Here is a 22,990-nt window from a genome sequence, read left to right as displayed (position 1 = left end):
TATCTGCGCAAGTGTGGGATGCATCTTGGTCGCGCAAACAGGATCATAAAAAGGACGGAACTGCCATGCCATATCGATTAATTACGGCGATTTTGCTGTTATCCGCTTTTGTGCTTGCGGGCTGTGCGCGCACTTTTGAAGCCGATGTGGCCCGGTTTCACCGGCTTTCTGCCCCGCAACAGCAAACGGTGAAAATCGTTGCTATTGACCCTGATAAGCAAGGCAGCCTTGAATTCGAGCAATATGCCGGTTTGGTGCGGGCGCAATTGATCGATGCCGGCTACCGCCCCACAGAAGGGGATGCGGATATCACCGTCGAATTTGACTGGCTGGTGTCAGAGGGCCGTGAAAAGGTCTTTTCGCGCCCCAATTATTATGGCGGTTATCCTTATTACGGACATGGCTTCTTCCATCCCTATGGGTTCCGTTCATCCTATTATGGCGGATATTATGGTGGCTATGGCGGGTACGGCTATGGTGGCAATCAGGTCTATTCCGTTACCGTACATTCGGTGCGCATGACCGTTGCCATGGTTCGTTCAAATGATGAAGTGGTCTTTGAAGGCCGCGCGGATACCACCATCAGCAATAATGATGTGCCGTCGGTGATGCCCTTTCTGGTGCAGGCCATGTTTACCGGTTTCCCCGGCCAAAGCGGCCAAACCCAGACGGTTGAGCTGAAATTGCCCAAAGGCTCGAAATCTTCTTCAACCGGTTATTGAGCGTGATGGCCGGATGATAATTTTTTCCTGTTGCGGCGTTTCTTGACTTGCGCAAGCCCGTGCGGCTTGCCACCATCGCACCATGACAACGGATATTGCTGACCATCGCTCTTTAGGCCCGATCTCGGATCATCCCCGCAATTTCGTGGTTGTGGTGGATGAAAGCGAAGAAGCGCAACTGGCCATTCGCTTTGCTTCGGGGCGTGCGGGCCATATTGTTGGGGGCGGCATCATCTTGTTCCATGCGGTGGCCCCCGGTGACTTTCAGCACTGGAAAGCGGTGGCAGACCGGATGCGGGACGAGGGGCTGTCGCAGGCACAAGCCATGCTGGAAGATGTGGCGGCGCGCATTTATGCCTATTCCGGGGTGAAACCGGAAATCGTTGTGCGTGAAGGCCCGCCCAAAGAAGAGCTGCATAAATTTATCAAAGAACGTCAGGATCTGTTCGCCCTTGTTTTGGCGGCCAGTGCGGGCGGTGAACCGGGGCCGTTGGTGGATTATTTCTCTGGCCCCATGGCGGCCAATTTGCCCTGTCCCGTTGTGATCGTACCCGGTACGCTGGAGCCAGAAACCATCGATCGGCTGGTTTAACCGCATAATGATGGCGGTGGCCGAAGCCCCCGTTTGTAAATGCATGAGATCCTTTCTGTTGAGGCTGAAGAAAATCGGATGAAATTCATCTGCTTTCCTTGACCTATGCCTTGCTTGTCTCCACATAAGCGGAGCAATTTGAAGAGGTGCCCCATGTTTATCCAGACAGAACAAACGCCCAATCCGGCGACCCTGAAATTTTTGCCCGGCCGCACGGTCCTGGACAGCGGAACCGCTGATTTTACCGATGCCGAGCAGGCCAAAGTCTCACCATTGGCGGATGCGATTTTCCGTGTCTCTGGCGTCGAGGCGGTGTTCATGGGGGGCGACTTCATCACCGTGACCAAATCCGACTCCCAAGGCTGGGAGCAGCTCAAGCCGGACATTCTGGGTGCAGTGATGCAGCATTTCACCTCTGGTGCGCCAACCTTGTTGGAAGGGGCGCAGGTGATGCCGGCAGGGCCTTCGGAAATGGAAGGCGACCCGGCAGACGCGGAGATTGTCAATCAAATCAAAGTGCTTCTGGATGAAAAAGTACGCCCCGCCGTGGCCCGGGATGGGGGTGACATCACCTTCCACGGATTTCAGGAAGGCGTTGTGTATCTGCATATGCAAGGCGCTTGTGCGGGTTGTCCCAGCTCCACCATGACCTTGAAGCAGGGAATCGAGAATCTGTTGCGCTATTATATCCCGGAAATTACCGAAGTGCGCCCCATCGCCTGATCTGCTGGAGCACCTAATCCACCGGATTGCCGGGCACATAGATGAATTTCCCCAGCCAATACCAGCGGCGATCCGGGCCGGGTAAAGTACAATTGATCCGGTTGCGGCCTGCGGGAAAGGGCCGGTCGATGCGCACTTCAACCCGGCGGCTGCCAAGCTGCTGGATCTGGGCCTGCTTTGCGTGGCTGGGATAGCAGGCCAGCGCCGAAAGACCGGGGACCGGATATGGCAGGCTGAACCCATAAGCGGGCGGGTTGGTGTCGCCCTCTATCAAGAGAGGGCCTTTGGGGATCATATCGATCACCGGCAAGGCCCGCGCATTGGAAATCAGATGGAAACGCTCTGGCGTTGCATAACGTTCATTAAAAGGGAAACGCGGCAGCGCGAAAGGGTCGTCCCACATGGCGGCAACACCGGAATATTGCGCCAAGGCGGCCTCGAATCCCCTCTCTTGGGCCATGCGGATAAGGGCAGGGCTATATTCCCCATAAGGCCATGCAAACAGAGAGGGAATGGCCCCCAGCTCGGCACGAAAGCGGGCGCTGGCACGGTCTATATCGGCACGGGCGGCCTTCACCCCTTCATCGACCATATGCAGATGGGCGGCCCCATGATGGCCAATGGTGACCCCTTCCGCCTGAAGGGTGCGCAGATCGTTCCAGCTTAGATATCCGGGCAGTTTTTGATCCACAGGGTCGGTGGCAACAAACAAGGTGGCGGGAAAGCCATAGTCTTTCAATAAGGGCCATCCCTGTGTTTTGAACGAGGCATAAGCATCATCAATGGTGATGGCGACGGCTTTTTCCGGTAAGGCCTTGCCGCTTTTGAAGGCGGCAATGATTTCGGACAAGGGCAAAACGTGATGGCCACCGTTTTTCAGGCTTTCAAGCTGCTCTTTGAATTGCTCAATGCGAATATTGGTTGATGGAATGGTGTTCTCGCCAAAGCGGTGATAGATCAGGATGACCGCATCATGCTGATCGCTTTGCGCCAGACTTTCCGGCATGGCCGGGCCGGGCTGTGCTTGTGCCTGAGTGGCCGGCGCACCAAGAAGCATGGGGACCAGTCCCAAAAGAGCAAGGGCAAAAGGCCGCGCCCATTTGACCAAAGCGCAGGATCGGTTAAAAGCGGGGAACCTTGTTTGTCTGGTCTGTTCTGGCGTCATTGCTGGTCCATTCCTCAACCCATCCTCATGATCAAAAGAGGTCTTTATGAGCAGCCCGTTGAATCCTACCGCTCTTGATACCCTGTTTCGAAAGGCCCGGTCCTATAATCGTTGGCAGGACAAGCTGGTCAGTGGTGAAACGCTACAGGCCTTATATGATTTGCTCAAGTGGGGACCGACCAGCGCCAATTGTTCTCCGGCGCGGTTTGTTTTCCTGCAAAGCGAAGCAGCGAAAGCACGGTTGAAACCCCTTGTGATGGGCAGCAATGCGATCAAGGTCATGACAGCGCCGGTGGTTGCCATTGTGGCATGGGATGCGGAGTTTTACGATAAAATCCCGCAATTGTTCCCCCATAATCCCGAGGCACGGGACTGGTTTGCCCATGATGCGGATGTGGCCCATCAAACAGCCTTTCGCAATTCCACTTTGCAAGGCGCCTATCTGATGCTGGCGGCCCGGGCGCTTGGCCTTGATTGCGGCCCGATGAGCGGCTTTGACAATAAAGCTGTGGATGCGGAATTTTTCCCCGATAGCCAGATCAAATCCAATTTCCTGTGCGCCATTGGCTATGGCTCGACCGATGAGCTCTTCCCGCGCAGCCCCAGATTGGCCTTTGATGATGCTTGCCAAGTGCTCTGAATGATGACCCCCGTGTATCTGGCCTTTGATACAGGTGCGCAAAGTTGCTCCGTCGCCCTTTTGAAAGAGGGCGGCGTGCCGCACATATTGACCAAAGCCATGCGGCGTGGGCAGGCAGAGGCTTTGTTGCCGATGATCGATGATCTGGTGCGGCAGCAAGGGCTTGAGATGGCCCATATTAGCCATATTGCCGTTACCACAGGGCCGGGCAGCTTTGCCGGTGTGCGGGTGGGCATCGCCGCGGCCCGGGGATTGGCTTTGGCTTTGTCTGTTCCCGCCATCGGGTTCACCACCTTTGAAGCCCTGGCTTTTGCGGCCCGGACTTTGGTGGAGCAAGAGACAACAGATCAGCTGGTTCTGGTGGCTTTGGCGGCGCGCGGGGATCAGCTTTATTGTCAAAGTTTTGATAAAAAAGGACAATCGATCAGCGCTCCGGCTTTATCGGAGCTTGAGGATATAGCGGCGCTTTATGCCGATTGGCGCGGCGGGATCATTGGCAGCGGGGCAGAAAAATTGGCCATGCGGATGCCCCATGCCCGGATGATGGTGGCCCCCGAAGGATTGGCGGCGGCTTTGGTGCATCTGGCCGCACAAACAGTGACCGTAAAGTACGGGCGCCGGGAACATGATGCATTGCCCTCTCCTTTTTATCTGCGCCCCCCCGATGCCAAGCAGTCCACCCGCCCCGGCTTGACACGGCTGGACCCGTCATGACCGCTGCGCCTTTGTCTTTGCATCAAATCGGGATCGAGGGGGCAGACGTGCTGACCGCTTTGCATCATGGCAGTTTCCCCCCCGATACGGGTGAACGCTGGGGAGGGAGCGAGCTGTCCGAGGTGCTGCGGATGCCCGGTGTATTGGGTTTGGTGGCCTGCCGGCTGGATGAACCATTGGGCTATGCCATGGTGCGCTTTGCCGCTGATGAATGTGAGCTGTTGTCTTTGGGTGTTTTGGTGCAGGCCCGCCGAACCGGCGTGGCACGGTCTTTGTTGGCGTATCTTTTGGGTTTGTGTAAAAACCGGGCCGCCCGACAACTGTTTTTAGAGGTCCGTGAAGATAATGAAGCCGCCCGCGCTTTTTATAAAGATCATGGCTTTAAGCAGATCGGGCGGCGGCCCCGTTATTATCAATTGGCCGATGGTGGATTTAGAGATGCGGTGACCATGGCCTGTGCCCCTGATTAATTTAAAAATAAAAATAAACATCATTGTTGAATTGATCTCTTGAAGTATACATGAGTTACTGTATATCAGGCATGGATTACTATCAATTTTGACTTTTTGTCCCCCTGAAACAGGAGTGGACTTGAAGGGCAGCTTCAGGAGATAGCATTTTGCAAAATGATGAATTGCTTGCTTTGACGACAGATATTGTCGTTTCTCATCTTTCCAACAATTCTGTGCCCGTATCCGAACTGCCTAAATTGATCGCAGATGTCTATGGTGCCTTGCGGGCAATCGGGTCGGAAGATGCTGTTGTTGAGGCAGAACGGCCAGAACCTGCCGTTCCTATCAAGAAATCGGTAACCCCGGATTTCGTGATCTGTCTTGAAGACGGCAAAAAGCTGAAAATGCTCAAACGGTATCTCAAGACCCGCTATGACATGACTCCCGAAGATTATCGCGAGCGCTGGGGTCTGCCAGCGGATTATCCAATGGTTGCCCCGAATTATGCCAAGCAACGCCAAGAGCTGGCCAAGAAAATTGGCTTGGGAACCCGCCGCCGCAAAAGCTAGGCGCGATACCGCCTTTTGATGCGGTGAATATGCCTGAATAAGGAAAGTTGCTCTGGCCTTTTTTGATTGGCTGGAGCAATGCTGCGAATGCGGTATAGTGTGCGCTGTTCATAAAACTGCGGAGAGAACAATGGACGATCAGCCGCTCGATATCGAGCAGATGTGCATCGATAAAGGGATGCGCATGACCGACCAACGGCGTGTGATTGCCCGTGTTTTAAGCGATGCTACCGATCACCCGGATGTGGAAGAGGTGTATCGGCGCGCCACCCATGTGGATGATCGCATTTCCATCGCCACGGTTTATCGGACGGTGCGCTTGTTTGAAGAGGCAGGCATTCTGGAGCGTCATGATTTTCGTGATGGCCGGTCGCGCTATGAGCCGGTAAGTGATGAACATCACGATCATCTGATCGATCTGGATACCGGCACGGTGGTTGAATTCCACAATGAAGAAATAGAACGTTTGCAAAAGGATGTGGCCCGTAAGCTGGGGTTCCGGCTGGTGGACCACCGGATGGAACTGTACGGCGTTCCCTTGTCCCGTAAAAACAAGCCAGAGTAAGTCCGCTGTCCTCCGCCTCGCCCCACCGCGCTCCGTCAAGTCTGGAGGCATCGGATGCGCCACCTTCGGAGGTCAGAAGCCTGCGTGAATTGCGCGGCACATTGGGATTCCATTTAGGGGCGGCCAGCGCTTTGGGCCTGATCGTCTTAAGCTGTGCGTTTGTGGTGCCGTTCCAGCTTTTCGTGCTGCGTTTCATGCCCCGGCACTGGTTGGGCTTTCCCATGGGCTTGTCGCGTTTCATCACCCGGCTGGTGGGTGTGGAAACCGAGATACGCGGGCAACAGGCCGATGGTCCGGTGCTGTTTGTTTCCAACCATATCTCCTGGCTGGATATTCCCATTATCGGCGGTCATGTGAAGGCGGCCTTCATTGCCAAGAAAGAAGTGGCGGGCTGGGGTGGCATTAGCCTGATGGCGCGTCTTTATCGTTCGGTGTTCGTGGATCGCGGTCGGCCCCGTTCCAGCATCCATCAACGCAACGAGATCAGTGCCCGTCTGGCCGAGGGGGACAGCCTGATCTTGTTTGCTGAAGGAACATCGACCGACGGGACCATGGTGAAGCCTTTTAAATCGTCGCTTTTTTCCGTGGCGCAGGGAATGGACGGCCTGAAAATCCAGCCCTTCACCATTGCCTATACCCATATCAACGGGATTCCGATAGCGCGGGCGCAAAGACCGCTGATTGGCTGGTATGGGGATATGGAACTGACCAGCCATATTTGGCAAATGTTGCGGCTGGGCCGGATCAAGGCGGTGATCCAGTATCATGACCCCATCGAGGTGACACAGGGAATCGACCGTAAAACGCTTGCGGCGCAATGCCATGCGCGTGTTTCCGAAGGTCTGGCGGCGGCAAATATGGGGCGGATTGCAGAGTGACGGCGTTGGCCTGCTTGGGATGTTATTTGCGGTTAAACGCGGTTTTGCTTGCATTTTAGGGTGATTTTCGGCCATAGGCGCGCATATGAGCAAGCACATTGATAAAAGAGCCGACAGCGCGGACAGCCCCGCTGTCTCCAGCACTGCCAAGCGGACGGTTTTCGTCAAAACCTATGGCTGCCAGATGAATGTCTATGACAGCCAGCGTATGGCCGATGCCTTGGCGGGTCGGGATTTCACGCCGGTGGATAGCCCGGATACTGCAGATCTGGTGATTCTCAATACCTGCCATATTCGTGAAAAGGCCGCCGAGAAGGTGTTCTCGGAAGTGGGCCGTTTGCGTCAGCTGAAAGACAGCCGCGCCAAAGACGGCAAAAGCATGTATATCGCCGTGGCAGGCTGTGTGGCCCAGGCCGAAGGTGCGGAAATCGTGCGCCGCGCCCCTGCGGTGGATATGGTCTTCGGGCCGCAGACCTATCACCGGCTGCCCGATATGATCGACCGGGCGGATGCGCAACAGGCGCGGGGCCAAACGGTGCGGGTGCTGGATACGGATTTTCCCGCCGAAGATAAGTTCGACCATTTGCCGGGCAAGACCGGACATAAGGGAGCCACAGCCTTTTTGACCGTTCAGGAAGGCTGCGACAAATTCTGCACATTTTGTGTGGTGCCTTATACCCGTGGGTCGGAAGTGTCGCGCCCTGAGGCCGATATTGTGCAAGAAGCGCAGCGGCTTGTGGATGGCGGCGTGCGGGAAATCACTTTGCTGGGCCAGAATGTGAACGCCTATCACGGCGCGGCACAGGCCGGTGGCACGCAATCCCTGGCAGGGCTGCTTTATCGCCTGAGCGAGATCGAAGGGCTGGAACGCTTGCGTTATACCACCAGCCATCCACGCGATATGAGCGATGATCTGTTCGAAGCCCATGGGGCGCTGGATACCTTGATGCCCTATCTGCATTTGCCGGTGCAATCCGGGTCGGATCGTATTCTGAAGGCCATGAACCGTCGCCATACGGCCGAGGATTATCGCCGCATCATTGATCGTTTGCGCACCAAAAGGCCCGATATTGCCTTGTCGGGGGATTTTATCGTGGGCTTCCCCGGCGAAACGGATGCGGATTTTGAACAGACGCTGGAGCTGGTACGGTCCGTTAAATATGCGCAGGCTTATAGTTTCAAATATAGCCCGCGCCCCGGCACACCGGCCAGTGTGATCGAAGAACAGGTGGATGAAGCGGTGAAAACTGAGCGTCTGGCTGCGTTGCAGGCTTTGTTGAATGAACAGCAATATGCCTTCAATCAAAGCGTCGTGGGCCGCACCATGCGGGTTCTGATGGAACGGGAAGGGAAGTCTTCGGCGCAATTATTGGGTCGCAGCCCCTATAATCAGGCGGTTCATGTGGATTTTGCGTCGCTTTCCGGTGCAGAGACTCTGGACGAATCGGAGGCGCAGCCATACACTCGTCATATGGGCCGGTTACTGGACGTTGAAATTGTTTCTGCAGGGCCGAACAGCCTGCGCGGTCGGTCTGTATTAACCGGCACATCTTTTTAGATTTGCCGCCCTTGGCAGCGATTACGGGATCAAACAGCGCTTGAACGATCTGGCACAGCCACAGCAAAACGCGACATCCAAACCCCTTCTCGATTTCGAGAATAACCGGCTGCTTGCATCTCTTTACGGGGCACATGATCGCAATCTGGCCAGAATCGAACAGACGCTGGGTGTGACCATCGTCAATCGCGGGAACCAGCTTTCAATTGATGGGCCGATGGATGCGTGCGACGTGGCGCGCCGGGTGCTGATGTCGCTTTATGCGCGTTTGGAACAGGGCGAAAGCCTTGATCAGGGAGATGTGGATGGAACCTTGCGTATGATGGGCACCCCTCCCGGATTGCCTAAAAAGGAAGCCGCTAAACCAGCGGGCTCTTCTGGTGCGGCCGTGAAGGCTGGCGATCATGCCTCTGTGCGGATTGTAACGCGCAATCGGGTTATCCAGCCGCGTTCTCCCATGCAAACCCGCTATATTTCGGCCATGCAATCGTCGTTGCTGACCTTCGGTATTGGCCCTGCGGGAACGGGGAAAACCTATCTGGCGGTGGCCATGGCGGTGGCCCGGATGCTGGCTGGCGAGGTGGACCGTATCATTTTATCGCGCCCTGCGGTGGAAGCCGGAGAAAATCTGGGTTTCTTGCCCGGTGATCTGAAGGAAAAGGTCGATCCCTATCTGCGGCCCCTTTATGATGCGCTTTATGACATGATGCCCGCCGATCAGGTTGAAAAACGGCTGTTGTCCGGCCAGATTGAAGTGGCTCCCCTTGCTTATATGCGCGGGCGGACACTTTCAAACGCCTATGTGATTTTGGATGAAGCGCAAAACACCACGCCCATGCAGATGAAGATGTTTCTGACACGATTTGGGGAAAATTCGTGGATGACCGTTTGCGGTGATCCCAGCCAGGTGGATTTGCCCCCGACCAGCAAAAGCGGCCTTGTGGATGCTCTTGGAACCTTGTCCGGTGTGTCAGGGATCGAGGTGATCCGATTTACCGATAAAGATGTGGTGCGCCATCCTTTGGTGGCTCGTATCGTTGCGGCCTATGATAAAATGGGCGTTTCTTCTCCTGAAGCCGAACTGTGAAATTCGAGATGCCAGAAGACCCTATAAGTCCCTTCGGTGACGGTTCGGCCGTTGCCACAGATGATGACCCTTTCGATATCCAGATCCATATATCGGACAGCACATGGCTGTCTTTGATCCCCCAAAGCGATACCCTTATTGCAACGATGGCCAAGGCGGCCCTGCTGCACAGCGATATTGGCATGGCCGGTTTATTGGCGCGCCCGACCGAATTGTCGGTGGAACTGGCCGATGATGCGCGGGTGGCGGCGTTGAATATGGCGTTTCGCGGCAAGGCCGGCTCTACCAATGTTTTGTCTTTCCCTGCTTTTGAAGGGGATGATCTGGAGCCGACCTTGCAAACGCTTCCGGCAGAGATGCCCGTGGGGTTGGGCGATCTGATTTTGGCATGTGGCGTGGTCGGGCGCGAAGCGCAAGCGCAGGGGAAAACACTTGCCGATCATGTGAGCCATCTTGTGGTACACGGGGTGCTGCATTGCCTTGGCTATGATCATATAAACGAGGACGAAGCCGAAGAAATGGAAGCGCTGGAGCGGCGTATTCTTGGCGGATTTGGCATCAGCGATCCCTATCAAGACCATAGGGATCAGAAAAATAGTGCGGCAATAAAGGGACGAACCCCATGAGCGCTTGGCGCACCATCGCCCGTAAATTGGGCTTGTCGCGGGGGAATGAAACGGGCCTGCGGGAAGCCTTTGAAGGGATCATCGAAAGACATCGGGATGAATTGGGGACCTTGTCGCTTGGCCCCGATGAAATCAAGATGCTGTTCAATATCTTGAAGAACGGCGATTTGCGCATCTGTGACATCATGGTGCCCCGTGTGGATGTGGTCGCGGTGGATGTCGAAGAATCCTTTGATGCAATCCTGAAAGTTTTTGCCCAGGCGGCCCATTCGCGGCTGCCGCTTTTTCGCGGCTCTTTGGATGAGGTGGTGGGTATGGTGCATGTGAAAGATGCGCTGACCTTGCTGCACGGCAATGGTTCGGATGAAGGGCCGGGCCAATCGCGGGTCGCGGATATTCAGCGGCCGGTTTTATTTGTGGCGCCGTCCATGCGGGCCATGGATCTTTTGACCAAAATGCGGGCGAACCGTATTCATATGGCCATTATCGTCGATGAGTATGGCGGCACCGACGGGCTTGTCACCATTGAAGACCTGGTAGAGCAAATCGTTGGCGATATCGAAGATGAACATGATACCGAAGAGCCCGTTCTGATCCGGTCTTTGGGGGAAGGGAAATTCGATGCTGATGCCCGCCTTTCTTTGGAAGATCTGGAAGAAACCATCGATATCGATTTGACCGATGAGCGCTGGGAGGATGTGGATACGGTGGGCGGGCTTGTGTTTTCCCTTGCCGGGCGGGTGCCGCAGATCGGCGAGCGCATCAAGCACGAATCCGGTGTGCGCTTTGAGGTGGTGGACGCAGAGCCAAGACGCATTTTGCGGTTGAGAATTTTCACTCCCAAGCCGGCTGCTCTCCGCAATGCCTGAAAATCTCGTAGAATTGCAACCCGGCCGACAATGGCGCGGGCTGGCTTGGCTGCAGCGCCGTCCCCTGCGCTGGGCGCTGCTGTTTTCTTTGGGGGCGATTTCCAGCTTTGCTTTTGCGCCCACATTCTATTTGCCGGTTCTATTGATCACCATGCCGGTTTTTGTGTGGATGTTCATGCGCACCGCCGGTCCCGGGGCGGCCTTTTGGGATGGCTGGGCTTTTGGCTTCGGCTTTTTTTCATTGGGGCTGCGCTGGATCGTTCAAAGTTTTGCCAATCAACCCTCTGTGCCGGATGCCATGGGGCCGCCAGCGGTGTTGTTATTGGCTTTGGCTATGGGGCTTTATCCGGCCTTGGTGGCGGCTTTTACGCGCCGTGTGAGCGTGCCGTCCCTTACGGCTATGATGGTGTTTGCTTTGGCATGGGCAGTGGCGGAATGGCTGCGGGGGCATTTGTTCACTGGCTTTCCATGGAACCCGGTGGCGGCGATTTGGGCTGTCTGGACGCCCATGATGCAGCCTTTGTCACTGGTGGGAACTTACGGCCTTGGCTTTTTCACTTTGTTGATCGCCATCAGTCCTTTGGCGCTTCATCCCGCCTATGGGGGCGGTGGCGCGCGGGGATGGATATGGCCGGGCTTTGCGGTTTTAGGGCTTGTGATTTGGGGAAGTTATGGCCTGATGCGGATGAATCAGACCCCCTTTGAGCGGGTGCCTGATGTGACCGTTCGGCTGGTGCAGGCGAATATTCCGCAGAAATTGAAATGGGACAGATCGCTTCGCCGCGATCATTTCTCCGATCATCTATATTTGAGCGACAGCCTGCCAGATCCTGATGGCCGGCTCATTGTTTTATGGCCGGAAACGGCAATCACCGACCCGTTTTTCGATCAAAAGCCCGGCGGTCGGGCGATTATTTCCCGGATGTTGCCTCCCGACGGAGTTCTGATTACCGGTCTTTTGCGTGCGGAAACGGGGGCCGATGGGCGCCCAAAAGCCATGAACAGCGTGATGGCCTTTGATTCCTTTGGGCAAACTCTTGGCCAATATGACAAACATCATTTGGTGCCTTTCGGGGAATATTTGCCAGCCCGCTCGGTGCTTTCAGCGCTTGGACTCGAGAAACTTGCCGGCGGATTATATGATCTGGGGTCGGGAAGCGGCCCCTTCACGTTGACGCTTGCGGGATTGCCGAGCTTCAGCCCGCTGGTGTGCTACGAGGCCATCTTTCCCGGTGCCGTTGTCGCGCCTATGGAACGGCCCGAGATGTTGGTCAATCTGACCAATGATGCCTGGTTCGGGTTGAGCATTGGCCCCTATCAACATTTTGCGCAAAGCCGGATGCGGGCCGTTGAAGAAGGGGTCCCCCTGATCCGTTCTGCGGGGACAGGGATCAGTGCTGTTGTCGATCCGGTGGGGCGGGTTGTAACGCAAATTGCGTTGGGCAGGCGGGGTGTTGTCGATAGCGGGGTGCCGGTGGCGCTTCCCAATCCTCCCCTTTATGCCCGGATCGGCGATGGTTTGCTGGTGGTCTTTGTCGGAATTGGAGCGGCCCTTATCATTAGGCGGCGAAAAACACGTAATGCGGGTGATGCGGGTTGAAAATGCCTGTTTATTGCGCCTTGACCACAGTTTGGTCGGCACGTTAAAGATAAGCGGGCGTTGTGTGTTCGATGTGGCTTTACGATATAGTGGTTGTATTCTACCATTATGATCGTTTTTATGACGCAATTTGCTTCTAACGCTCACGCTTATAATACGAATAAGGACTAATTTGGTGGCAGCAAATCCTGATCCGATTGATGTACATGTTGGCTCGCGCGTGCGTTTGCGCCGAACCTTGCTTGGTATGAGCCAGGAAAAGTTGGGTGATGCACTGGGGCTGACATTTCAGCAAATCCAGAAATATGAACGGGGGGCCAATCGTATTGGGTCCAGCCGATTGTTCAAACTTTCACAGATTCTTGACGTCCCCGTGTCCTTCTTTTTTGACGACATGCCGGAAAGCGTTGAGTTTGCCAATCGGGGCATGTCGGATTCGCCTGCGGAACCTTTTGAAGCGGATCAGTTGTCCAAACGGGAAACGCTGGAACTGGTTCGGGCCTATTACCGCATTGAGCAGCCAAAGGTGCGTAAGCGCATGTTTGAGCTTGTGAAATCCATTGCACAAAATGAAGATTGAGCGTCATCGGCTCTCTTCATAAGGCGAGATTGACGGGAACATTTGCCCCGGCGCTTTGGGCGTCGGGGCTTTGCGTTTCATGATCTTTTTGCACACGGATTTGTCACCTCGTATAAGCACATAAAGATTTCTTTATGCTTGTCGAAATGCGACACCTTCGGTATAGAGCCTGTGGATCCAGCTCTTGGGTCGGGTTGAGGATTGGAGGATAGCGTGGCGCTTCGCAATTATCTGTTTACCAGCGAATCCGTGTCCGAAGGGCACCCGGATAAAGTTTCTGACCGAATTTCCGATGCGGTTCTGGATCTTTATCTTTCCGCTGACCCCCATTCGCGTGTTGCGGCAGAAACGCTGGTCACCACCAACCGCATCGTTTTGGCGGGCGAAGTGCGCGGTCCAAGCCACATTACCACCGATATGCTGGAAGCTGTGGCGCGGGATGCCGTGCGTGAGATCGGTTATGAGCAAGAGGGTTTCCATTGGGAAAACGCTTTGTTTGATTGCTATATTCATCCACAGTCCGTCGATATTGCCATGGGCGTGGATGCGGCTTCGGGGTCCAACAAGGATGAAGGCGCGGGCGATCAGGGCATTATGTTCGGATATGCCTGCCGCGAAACCGAAGCCTTGATGCCGGCCCCTATTCAATATGCCCACCAGATCCTGAAGGAATTGGCGCAGGCGCGTCATTCCGGTGAAGCGGTGGCCCTAGAGCCGGATTCCAAAAGTCAGGTCACATTGGCTTATGAAAACGGCCGGCCGGTAGCGACAAAATCCATCGTGGTATCGACCCAGCACAAAGAAAATATCAGCCAGGATGATTTGCGTGAATTGGTGCGCGGTTATGTGGAGCGTGTTCTGCCCGAAGGCTGGATGTGCCCCGATGATGCGTTCTATGTAAATCCGACCGGAAAATTTGTGATTGGCGGCCCCGATGGCGATGCGGGTCTGACTGGCCGCAAGATCATTGTCGATACCTATGGCGGCGCGGCCCCCCATGGTGGCGGGGCCTTTTCGGGCAAAGACCCTTCGAAGGTGGATCGCTCGGCGGCTTATGCGGCCCGTTATCTGGCCAAAAATGTGGTGGCCGCAGGGCTGGCAGAAAAATGTACCATTCAATTGGCTTATGCCATTGGGGTGTCTTATCCACTTGCTGTTTATACAGATTTTCATGGCACTGGCGAAGTGGCGGAAGATCAGGTCTCAAAAATTCTGCGGGAATTGGTGAGCCTGTCGCCGCGCGGCATCCGTGAGCATTTGCAGCTGAGCCGCCCAATTTACAAGCGTACCGCTGCTTATGGTCATTTTGGTCGCGCCCCCACCGAAGATGGTGGTTTTTCCTGGGAAAAGACCGATCTGGTAGATGCGCTCAAGGGTGCCTTTGGCGCGTAAAAGGCAATAAGGGTGCGGCTTGCGATCCATGATTTCCGATGAAAAGCGCGCGCGCCTGAATGAACGGCAGTTCTTCGGGCGGCGCAAAGGCCCCGGCCTTAGCCCCCGGCAGCAGGGGTTGATCGACGATCTTTATCCAAAGATTGGCCTTTCAAAGCCGGAAAAGCGCCCCGGAGCACTGGACCCGAAAGCGCTGTTTGGCCCCCAATTCTCTCGCTTCGCTCTCGAGATTGGCTTTGGCAAGGGGGAGCATCTGGCGCATCAGGCGATCCGTCAGCCCGATACCGGTTTTTTGGGGTGCGAGCCTTATATCAACGGGCTGGTGGGCTTTCTTGATACGGTGGTGCGGGAAGATTTGAGCAATGTGCGGGTCTATGATGATGATGCCCGCGATTTGATCGACGCCTTGCCCGATGGATCTTTGGACATGGTGTATTTGTTACATCCCGATCCTTGGCATAAGCGCCGTCATGCAAAGCGCCGATTCGTCAATCCCCACAATCTGGATGCTTTGGCCCGTATTCTTCGGCAAGGCGGAGAATTGCGCATAGTTACCGATGATCCGGTATATCGCCAATGGACGGCCATGCGCATGAGCCAGCGGTCCGATTTCGACTGGCTGGCCGAAAGCCCGAAGGATTGGCGAACGGCACCGGGTGATTGGCTTTTTACCCGCTATGCCTTGAAGGCGGACCGCGAAGGCCGCTGGGATTGTTATTTTCGTTATCGCAGGCTCTGAATCGGGCGTGATTTGTGGTAAAAGGGGGGCGGCGATAGACATAGCTTCCGGGCTTGTGTGTTGCTATGCACTGTGTATATATAGTCCTGCTCTCCCAGACATACGGGATCGATGTTGAGGAGTGGGCCGCGGCCCACTTTTTTTGTTTATGTAACGGGTTTTCACCAGAAAGACAGCGAGCCGGATGATGGATGCGGCAGAGAAAGTCAGGGCAATCATTGAGCCCACCGCCGAAGCAATGGGCTTCGAATTGGTGCGCGTCAGCTTTGGCGGCGATCAACGACCGAAATTGCAGGTGATGGCAGAACGGCCTGATGGCACCATGTCGGTTGATGATTGTGCGGATCTTAGCCATGAGATTTCTGCGCTTCTTGATGTTGAAGATCCGATTTCCGGTGAATATGTGCTTGAGGTGAGCTCGCCAGGTGTCGATCGGCCCCTGACCCGCCGTAAGGATTTTGAACGGTGGGCTGGATTCGAGGCAAAGATCGAACTGGGAGAAGCCGTTGATGGTCAGCGCCGTTTTCGCGGGCGGCTATTGGGGCTTGAAGCGGATAAGATTAAGGTCCGGGTCGATGGCAAAGATTGTCTCTTGCCGGTGGATCAGGTCCAAAAGGCGAAACTCGTCTTGACGGACGATTTATTGGAGGCGGCGCGCCAGCAAGCGTCGTTCGACTGAGGAAAGTGGGCTTAGCGGCCCTTTGTGAGGAGCGAGAAGAGCATGGCAGCGGCCGTCAGTGCCAATCGGCTTGAACTGTTGCAGATCGCGGATGCGGCTGCACGGGAAAAAATGATCGATCGGGAAATCGTCCTTGAGGCGATGGAAGAGGCGATCCAGAAAGCCGCCCGCTCGCGCTATGGCGCGGAAAACGAGATCAGAGCCCAGATTGACCGCAAAAGCGGCGAGATCCGGCTCTTTCGCGTGATGGAGGTGGTGGAAGAGGTGGAAAACCCGGCCACCCAGGTTTCTCTCGTGGATGCCCGGCATGATAAGGAAGACGCCGCCATTGGCGACTTTCTGGCCGATAGCTTGCCGCCCATCGATTATAGCCGCATCGGGGCGCAAACCGCCAAACAGGTGATCGTGCAAAAAGTGCGCGATGCCGAACGTGATCGCCAATATGAAGAATATAAGGATCGCATTGGTGAGGTTGTGACCGGTGTGATCAAGCGCGTCGAATATGGCAATGCCATTGTGGATCTGGGTCGTGCGGAAGCCATAATGCGCCGCGATCAGGTGATCCCCCGCGAACATTTGCGGCAAAACGAGCGTATTCGCGGCATTATCTATGATGTGCGCCGGGAAACCCGCGGGCCGCAAATTTTCATGTCGCGCACCAAGCCGGAATTCATGGCATCGCTGTTTGCGCAGGAAGTGCCGGAAATCTACGACAATATCATCGAGATCAAAGCGGTTGCCCGCGATCCGGGAAGTCGTGCGAAAATCGCTGTTTTGTCGAACGACAATTCCATCGATCCGGTGGGCGCCTGTGTGGGGATGCGCGGCAGCCGCGTTCAGGCGGTAGTGAATGAACTGCAAGGCGAAAAGATCGATATCATTCCGTGGCAGGATGATCAGGCCAGCTTTATCGTCAATGCCTTGGCCCCTGCTGAAGTGGCGAAGGTGGTGATGGATGAAGATAGCCGCCGCATCGAAGTGGTGGTTCCGGACGATCAACTGAGCCTTGCCATTGGTCGCCGTGGCCAGAATGTGCGTCTGGCGTCACAATTGACCGGCTGGACCATCGATATCATGACCGAGCAGGAAGAAAGCGAGCGGCGCCAGGAAGAGTTTGCGCAACAGACCCGCTTTTTTGTTGAAGCCCTTGATGTTGATGAAACCCTTGCCCAATTGTTGGTGGCGGAAGGGTTTAGCGATCTTGACGAAGTGGCCTATGTGGAGCCGGATGAATTGGCGGCCATTGAAGGGTTCGATGAAGATTTGGTGGGCGAGCTGCAAAAACGCGCACAAGATGCTTTGGATGCAAAATTGGCGGAAGCCGATGAAAAGCGCAAAGCTCTGGGTGTGTCGGATGAGCTGGCGGCCCTTGATGGTCTGACATCCTTGATGCTGGTTGCCTTGGGTGAGGCGGATGTGAAATCCCTTGAGGATTTTGCAGGTTTCACTCCGGAAGAGCTGGTTTCGGATCGGGATGCGCCTTTGAAAACATCTGGTCTGGACCCGTTAGAGGCCCAAGGCTTGATCATGCGCGCACGCCGTCTTGCGGGCTGGATCGAGGATGAGCCGGAAACGGACGCCGAGATTGAAGCAGACGGTGAAGCGAGTGGCGAGGCTGAAGGGAGCGCGGAACAGGCGTGACTTTGGACAAGTCGGAGAGGTCGGGCAAACGGCGATCGGAGCCGGAGCGTCGCTGTGTTTTAAGCGGTGACACCGGGTCCAAAGAAACAATGATCCGTTTTGTTATGGCCCCCGATGGTCATTTGGTTCCGGATCTGGCGGAGTCGCTGCCCGGTCGTGGGGTCTGGATCAAAGCTGATCGTGCCGCTTTTGAAGAAGGGCTTTTGAAGCGGCGGTTTATCGGCGGAGTGGCGCGGTCTTTGAAGCAATCGGTAACGCCGGATATGGTGGATGCCGATCTGCCGGACCGGATCGATCGCTTGCTGGTGAATCGTGTTACGGGTCGGCTTGGCCTTGAAAAACGTGCCGGACGGTTGGTGACGGGCTTTGAAAAGGTGCGTGCCAAAGTGACATCGGGTCGGGCGCGCATTTTGATCGAGGCGACTGACGGAGCGCCGGATGGTCGACGCAAATTGCGTGCAGCAGCCGGTGAAGCTATTGCGATTGTTGCTCTTTTAAGCCGGGACCAATTGGGTTTGGCGCTAGGGGGCGAGAATGTGGTACACGCTGCCATTATGGCTGGCGGAGGGGCGGATCGCCTCTTGTGTGAGATGAACAGACTGGCTTTGTGGCGTGGTCAGTCATTGTTCGGAGCCTTGCCCGATATGCGGGCCGAGGGTGTTCGAGCGCCGGAATGACGGATCACGGGGGCAGTCCTCGTGTATAGATCGAAGAGAGAATATGAGCGACGACAACAAATTGAGCCTTTCTGGACGTGGCACGCTCGGTGTCGGCAAGGGACCTGATTCAGGTCAAGTGCGGCAAAACTTTTCCCATGGCCGTTCCAAGCCCGTTGTCGTAGAGCGGCGCCGCAAGCGTGTGCTGAAGAAAGCGGGCGGTACCGAAGCCGCATCGACGACGGCGCAGCCTACGACGGAAAAGCCCGCTCAAAAACCGGCGTCGCCGCCGCAAAAGCAGCAACAACGTCAAACGCGCTCCACGGCATCCAAGCCCAAACGGTCTTCCGGGCAGGATTCCGGGGCTTTGACCAATCAGGAATTGGAAGTACGCAAGCGCGCGCTGGCCAGCCTTGATGAAGAGCGCAAACGCGCCGAAGCTGAACGGCTGCGGGTGGAAGAAGAAGCAAAGAAGCGCGCGGAAGAAGAACGGCGCCGTAAAGCGGAAGAAGAAGCCTTGCGCGAAGCGGCTGAAGCTGCTCGCCGCGCCGAAGCCGAAAAAGCCGGTGTTGCCGCTGCCGATAGTGCGGCTGCTGCTCCTGCGGGCGAGCTGACCAAGGCGGAAGAACAAGCCAAACGGTTGGCTGAACAGGCCGCCAAACGCGCCGCTGAAGACAAAATTCGTAAAAAAGCCGAAGCGGAAGCCCGCAAAAAAGCGGAAGAAGAAGCACAGGCCCGCGAGGAATCCACCAAGAAGGCAGATGCGAAAAAGCCTGCCAGCAAGCGCCGCGAAACCAAGCCGGAAGAGGAAGACAGCAAGCGCAGCCGGGGTCGGCGCACCCGTGGCGGTGGCGACAGTCGCCGTTCTGGCAAGCTGACCGTCAATCGCGCCTTTGATAGCGATGGCGAGCAAGAGCGCCGCCGGTCGATGGCGGCTTTCCGTCGGGCACAGGCCAAGCGCCGCGGTGGTCAATCCATCAAGGATCAGGATAAGAAGGTCCGTGAAGTGGTGATCCCGGAGGTTATCACAGTTCAGGAATTGGCAAATCGTATGGCCGAAAAAGCCACCGATGCCATTCGTGTGCTGATGAAAATGGGAATGATGGTCACCATCAATGAAAATCTCGATCAGGATACCGCCGAACTGGTGGTGAGAGAATTGGGCCATCTGCCGAAGCGTGTGTCGGAAGCGGATGTGGAAATCGGCCTTGTAGGCGAGGAAGATAATTTGGAAGATATGCAGGTTCGTCCGCCGGTTGTGACGATCATGGGCCATGTGGACCATGGGAAAACATCCTTGCTGGATGCCTTGCGCGAAACCGATGTGGCGTCGGGCGAAGCCGGGGGTATTACCCAGCATATCGGCGCTTATCAGGTGACCCTGTCTTCGGGGGCGCGAATCACCTTCCTTGATACGCCGGGCCATGAAGCCTTTACCCAAATGCGGGCCCGTGGGGCGCGTGTAACGGATCTGGTGGTGATCGTGGTGGCGGCGGATGACGGCATCATGCCGCAGACCATCGAGGCCATCAATCATGCCAAGGCGGCCAATGTGCCGATGATCATTGCCATCAACAAAATGGATGCGCCGGGGGCCAGTGCCGATCGTGTGCGTCAGGAATTGTTGCAGCATGATGTGCAGGTCGAAGCCATGGGCGGCGACGTTCTGGATGTGGAGGTTTCGGCGCTGAAGCGGCAGAATCTCGACAAGCTGGAAGAAGCCATCCTGTTGCAATCGGAAGTGCTGGAGCTGAAGGCCAATCCCAACCGCGCCGCAGAAGGTGTGGTGGTGGAAGCCAAGCTGGAAAAAGGCCGTGGTCCGGTGGCGACCCTTCTTGTGGCGCGCGGAACCCTGCGGGTTGGCGACATTGTGGTTGCCGGGGCCGAATGGGGGAAAGTGCGGGCCATGGTGGACGAACGTGGCCGCCAGTTGGACGAAGCCGCGCCGGCTCGCCCTGTGGAAATCCTTGGTCTGAACGGGGCGCCCTCTGCCGGTGATGATTTCTCGGTGGTGGATAGCGAAGGCCGGGCTCGGGATGTGTCGCAATATCGCCAGCAACAGCAGCGCAAACGGCGTCAGTTCACGACTCCCACCAGCATCGAAGGCATGTTCTCCCAGTTGAAAGAGAAAAAGGCCGAAGAATTTCCGGTGGTGATTCGCGGCGATGTGCAAGGCACGGTGGAAGCGATTGTGCAGTCTTTGGCGAAAATCGGCGGCGACGATATCAAAGCGCGGATTTTGCATGCAGCGGCCGGTGGCATCACCGAAACCGATGTCACTTTGGCCAATGCGTCCAATGCCTTGATCATCGGCTTTAATGTGCGGGCCAACAAGCAGGCTCGCGAGGCTGCCGAACGCGATGGCGTGCCGATCAAATATTATTCCGTGATCTATGATCTGGTGGATGAAGTGAAAGCGGCCATGGCCGGTCAGCTTGGTCCCGCGATCGAAGAAACGGCCTTGGGTATGGCGGAAGTGCGCGATGTGTTCTCTGCCGGCAAGTCTGGCAAGGCTGCAGGTTGCTTGGTCACCGAAGGGGTGATCCGCCGCAATGCCAAGGCGCGTTTGCTGCGGGACAATGTGGTGATTTACACCGGGCGCTTGTCTTCTCTGCGTCGTTTCAAAGACGATGTGGACGAGGTGCAGTCCGGCGTGGAATGCGGTATGGCGTTCGAGAATTATCAAGACATGCGGCCCGGCGATCAGGTCGAAGCCTTTGAAACCCGTGAAGTTGAGCGCAAGCTCTGACCAGGAGAGCAAGCATGGGTGCGCGTGAAGGCGGGCGCAATGTGCGTCTCTTGCGTGTGGCGGAAACCATCCGCCATGCGCTTTCGGCAACCCTGATCCGGGGTGATATTGCTGATCCCGATGTGGCGGGTCATTTGGTCACCGTATCGGCGGTGGAATGTAGCCCCGATCTGCGTCATGCGGATGTGTTCGTGGTGCCGTTGATGGGCGCCGATGCGGAAACGGTTCTGAAAGGCCTAAGCCGTGCGGCTCCGCATTTTCGCGGGCTTTTGGCACGACAACTGACCCTGAAATATTTGCCACAGCTTCATTTCAAACTGGATGAAAGCTTTGGCGAAGGGGACCGCATCGAAACGATTCTGCGCTCCGATAAGGTCCGTCGGGACATTGATCAGGCGGATACCCTTGAGGACGGGAATGACGAGGACGCACCTGCATGACCGCCCGAACAGGCCGGAAACGGCGGGGGCGTGATATTCATGGCTGGATCATTCTCGATAAACCTCTGCAAATGACCTCGTCACAGGCGGTGGGAAAAATACGCTGGCTGCTGGATGCCAAAAAAGCGGGCCATGCGGGCACGCTGGACCCGTTGGCCAGCGGTATTTTACCCATCGGATTGGGCGAGGCCACCAAGGCCATGCCTTATATCGTCGATTCCACAAAGGATTATGCCTTCACCATCGGCTGGGGCGAGGCCCGCAGCACCGATGATTGTGAAGGAGAGGTGGTGTCCCGCAGCGATGTGATCCCCACAGCGGACGCCATTGAAGCCGCTCTTCCCGCTTTTATCGGCAGCATCGATCAGGTGCCGCCCGCCTATTCCGCCATCAAGATTGCAGGGAAGCGGGCTTATGATCTGGCCCGATCCGGTGCGGATGTGACTTTGGCGGCCCGATCGGTGACCATTCATGCCCTGCGCTATTTGGGGGCGGAAGAAGATGGCCAAAAAGGCCGCTTTGTCATGACCTGCGGCAAGGGTACCTATGTACGCTCTTTGGCGCGGGATTTGGCCCATAATTTGGGGACAGTAGGCCATGTGACGGCCTTGCGGCGGACCCGGGTGGGGCCATTCAATGAAGAGGCTGCAATTTCGCTGGAAAATCTCGCAAAAGTCGGGCAGAGTACGCCCGTCGAAGCGAATGTGCTTCCCGTAACGACCGCGCTGGACGACATCCCGGCGCTGGCCGTCACGGATCAGGAGGCCGACCGTATTAAACAGGGTCAAAGTCTCCGGCATCCCTCCGCTAAGGAAGGCATACAGGTTCTTATGTGCGGCGAGCGCCCTGTGGCAATCGCTGACTGTACGAACGGTGTGTTGAAATCCTTGCGGGTTTTTAATCTCTAATGATGGAGTATATCGATGTCGATCACTGCCGAGCGCAAGCAAGAGCTGATCAAAGACTACGCACAGGCCGAAAGCGACACAGGGTCACCTGAAGTTCAGGTCGCTATTCTGACCGAACGCATTTCTAACCTGACCGGCCATTTCAAAACCCACGCCAAGGACAATCATTCCCGCCGTGGTTTGCTGAAAATGGTCAATCAGCGTCGTCGTTTGCTCGATTATCTCAAACGTAAGGATCAGAACCGGTATACGGCCCTGATCAAACGTTTGGGACTGCGCAAATAAGAACGTTTTGGAGCCGGGTTTACGATTGCCCGGCTCTTTTTTTAAGATCCGATGGACCTTGTCCGTCGGCGCGGGGCTTGCCGAAATCCGTCGGCGGGTGTGCGCGTAAAACACAATGGAATGGGTGGGCCGGGTGCCCGCCGGGGCGTGATGGAAGGCCA

The 22,990-nt window shown here is 56.1% G+C and carries 25 protein-coding genes; 24 read left to right on the top strand and 1 reads right to left on the bottom strand.

The features are described from left to right. The first annotated feature begins 65 nt into the window (after window positions 1–65). The 3 genes from IEX96_RS03370 to IEX96_RS03360 all read left to right on the top strand — a co-directional run bounded on the left by IEX96_RS03370 (window position 66) and on the right by IEX96_RS03360 (window position 2,037). The gene (locus IEX96_RS03370) at window positions 66–722 is read left to right on the top strand and encodes a DUF4136 domain-containing protein (RefSeq protein WP_150004244.1); all 657 of its coding nucleotides are present in this window, start codon (window positions 66–68) and stop codon (window positions 720–722) included. Between the two features lie 82 nt (window positions 723–804). Continuing rightward, on the top strand, window positions 805–1,314 hold the full coding sequence (locus IEX96_RS03365) for a universal stress protein (RefSeq protein WP_150004243.1): 510 nt from the start codon (window positions 805–807) through the stop codon (window positions 1,312–1,314). Window positions 1,315–1,467: 153 nt separating this feature from the next. Beyond that, window positions 1,468–2,037 carry a NifU family protein gene (locus IEX96_RS03360; RefSeq protein WP_150004242.1) on the top strand — a complete coding sequence of 190 codons (570 nt, stop codon included), beginning with the start codon at window positions 1,468–1,470 and terminating at the stop codon, window positions 2,035–2,037. Between the two features lie 13 nt (window positions 2,038–2,050). Here the strand turns inward: IEX96_RS03360 and IEX96_RS03355 are convergent, their stop codons facing one another. Then, a complete protein-coding gene (locus IEX96_RS03355; RefSeq protein ID WP_188873476.1) occupies window positions 2,051–3,094 on the bottom strand; it encodes a polysaccharide deacetylase family protein in 1,044 nt (347 codons plus the stop codon). Between the two features lie 154 nt (window positions 3,095–3,248). Between IEX96_RS03355 and IEX96_RS03350 the strand changes: the two genes are divergently transcribed. The 21 genes from IEX96_RS03350 (at window position 3,249) to rpsO (ending at window position 22,829) form a co-directional block, all read left to right on the top strand. Then, window positions 3,249–3,842 (top strand): malonic semialdehyde reductase, encoded by a 594-nt coding sequence (locus tag IEX96_RS03350; protein ID WP_150004240.1) that lies wholly within the window; start codon window positions 3,249–3,251, stop codon window positions 3,840–3,842. Continuing rightward, window positions 3,843–4,556, top strand: a complete 714-nt coding sequence (gene tsaB / locus IEX96_RS03345) for a tRNA (adenosine(37)-N6)-threonylcarbamoyltransferase complex dimerization subunit type 1 TsaB (RefSeq protein WP_150004239.1) — start codon at window positions 3,843–3,845, stop codon at window positions 4,554–4,556. Next, complete coding sequence (locus IEX96_RS03340) at window positions 4,553–5,026, top strand: GNAT family N-acetyltransferase (protein WP_150004238.1); 474 nt, start codon at window positions 4,553–4,555, stop codon at window positions 5,024–5,026. The genes tsaB and IEX96_RS03340 overlap by 4 nt, the downstream gene beginning before the upstream one ends. Window positions 5,027–5,175: 149 nt before the next feature. Next, a complete protein-coding gene (locus tag IEX96_RS03335; protein WP_373293740.1) occupies window positions 5,176–5,577 on the top strand; it encodes a Ros/MucR family transcriptional regulator in 402 nt (133 codons plus the stop codon). Between the two features lie 130 nt (window positions 5,578–5,707). Then, window positions 5,708–6,142 (top strand): Fur family transcriptional regulator, encoded by a 435-nt coding sequence (locus IEX96_RS03330; RefSeq protein ID WP_149999925.1) that lies wholly within the window; start codon window positions 5,708–5,710, stop codon window positions 6,140–6,142. 89 nt (window positions 6,143–6,231) lie between these two features. Continuing rightward, window positions 6,232–7,020 (top strand): lysophospholipid acyltransferase family protein, encoded by a 789-nt coding sequence (locus tag IEX96_RS03325; RefSeq protein WP_150004236.1) that lies wholly within the window; start codon window positions 6,232–6,234, stop codon window positions 7,018–7,020. An 85-nt stretch (window positions 7,021–7,105) separates the two neighbouring features. Next, window positions 7,106–8,578: a tRNA (N6-isopentenyl adenosine(37)-C2)-methylthiotransferase MiaB gene (miaB, locus tag IEX96_RS03320; protein ID WP_188873475.1), complete on the top strand. Its 1,473-nt coding sequence runs from the start codon at window positions 7,106–7,108 to the stop codon at window positions 8,576–8,578. A 40-nt stretch (window positions 8,579–8,618) separates the two neighbouring features. Then, window positions 8,619–9,665, top strand: coding sequence for a PhoH family protein (locus IEX96_RS03315; protein ID WP_229773499.1), 1,047 nt, complete (start codon window positions 8,619–8,621; stop codon window positions 9,663–9,665). Between the two features lie 8 nt (window positions 9,666–9,673). Next, window positions 9,674–10,291 (top strand): rRNA maturation RNase YbeY, encoded by a 618-nt coding sequence (gene ybeY / locus IEX96_RS03310; RefSeq protein WP_229773498.1) that lies wholly within the window; start codon window positions 9,674–9,676, stop codon window positions 10,289–10,291. Next, on the top strand, window positions 10,288–11,160 hold the full coding sequence (locus tag IEX96_RS03305) for a hemolysin family protein (RefSeq protein WP_188873474.1): 873 nt from the start codon (window positions 10,288–10,290) through the stop codon (window positions 11,158–11,160). Before ybeY ends, IEX96_RS03305 begins: the two co-directional genes overlap by 4 nt. Further along, the gene (gene lnt, locus IEX96_RS03300) at window positions 11,153–12,760 is read left to right on the top strand and encodes an apolipoprotein N-acyltransferase (RefSeq protein WP_188873473.1); all 1,608 of its coding nucleotides are present in this window, start codon (window positions 11,153–11,155) and stop codon (window positions 12,758–12,760) included. Before IEX96_RS03305 ends, lnt begins: the two co-directional genes overlap by 8 nt. 175 nt (window positions 12,761–12,935) lie before the next feature. Then, a complete protein-coding gene (locus IEX96_RS03295; RefSeq protein WP_210431389.1) occupies window positions 12,936–13,340 on the top strand; it encodes a helix-turn-helix domain-containing protein in 405 nt (134 codons plus the stop codon). 213 nt (window positions 13,341–13,553) lie between these two features. After that, on the top strand, window positions 13,554–14,732 hold the full coding sequence (gene metK, locus IEX96_RS03290) for a methionine adenosyltransferase (RefSeq protein WP_150004231.1): 1,179 nt from the start codon (window positions 13,554–13,556) through the stop codon (window positions 14,730–14,732). A gap of 28 nt (window positions 14,733–14,760) precedes the next feature. Then, a complete protein-coding gene (gene trmB, locus IEX96_RS03285) occupies window positions 14,761–15,471 on the top strand; it encodes a tRNA (guanine(46)-N(7))-methyltransferase TrmB (RefSeq protein WP_150004505.1) in 711 nt (236 codons plus the stop codon). A 184-nt stretch (window positions 15,472–15,655) separates the two neighbouring features. After that, window positions 15,656–16,150: a ribosome maturation factor RimP gene (gene rimP, locus IEX96_RS03280; protein WP_210431387.1), complete on the top strand. Its 495-nt coding sequence runs from the start codon at window positions 15,656–15,658 to the stop codon at window positions 16,148–16,150. A gap of 42 nt (window positions 16,151–16,192) precedes the next feature. Then, window positions 16,193–17,791: a transcription termination factor NusA gene (gene nusA / locus IEX96_RS03275; RefSeq protein WP_150004230.1), complete on the top strand. Its 1,599-nt coding sequence runs from the start codon at window positions 16,193–16,195 to the stop codon at window positions 17,789–17,791. Then, window positions 17,788–18,468 (top strand): RNA-binding protein, encoded by a 681-nt coding sequence (locus IEX96_RS03270; protein WP_150004229.1) that lies wholly within the window; start codon window positions 17,788–17,790, stop codon window positions 18,466–18,468. Before nusA ends, IEX96_RS03270 begins: the two co-directional genes overlap by 4 nt. A 43-nt stretch (window positions 18,469–18,511) precedes the next feature. After that, window positions 18,512–21,196: a translation initiation factor IF-2 gene (gene infB, locus IEX96_RS03265; RefSeq protein ID WP_150004228.1), complete on the top strand. Its 2,685-nt coding sequence runs from the start codon at window positions 18,512–18,514 to the stop codon at window positions 21,194–21,196. 14 nt (window positions 21,197–21,210) lie between these two features. Continuing rightward, on the top strand, window positions 21,211–21,636 hold the full coding sequence (rbfA, locus tag IEX96_RS03260; protein ID WP_150004227.1) for a 30S ribosome-binding factor RbfA: 426 nt from the start codon (window positions 21,211–21,213) through the stop codon (window positions 21,634–21,636). Further along, window positions 21,633–22,544, top strand: coding sequence for a tRNA pseudouridine(55) synthase TruB (truB, locus tag IEX96_RS03255; protein ID WP_150004226.1), 912 nt, complete (start codon window positions 21,633–21,635; stop codon window positions 22,542–22,544). The genes rbfA and truB overlap by 4 nt, the downstream gene beginning before the upstream one ends. Before the next feature lie 15 nt (window positions 22,545–22,559). Further along, complete coding sequence (gene rpsO / locus IEX96_RS03250) at window positions 22,560–22,829, top strand: 30S ribosomal protein S15 (RefSeq protein WP_149999915.1); 270 nt, start codon at window positions 22,560–22,562, stop codon at window positions 22,827–22,829. Window positions 22,830–22,990: the final 161 nt, after the last annotated feature.

This window comes from Iodidimonas muriae (assembly GCF_014647255.1).
GTDB lineage: Bacteria > Pseudomonadota > Alphaproteobacteria > Sphingomonadales > Rhodothalassiaceae > Iodidimonas > Iodidimonas muriae.
This window is presented reverse-complemented; position numbering and strand designations above follow the sequence as displayed.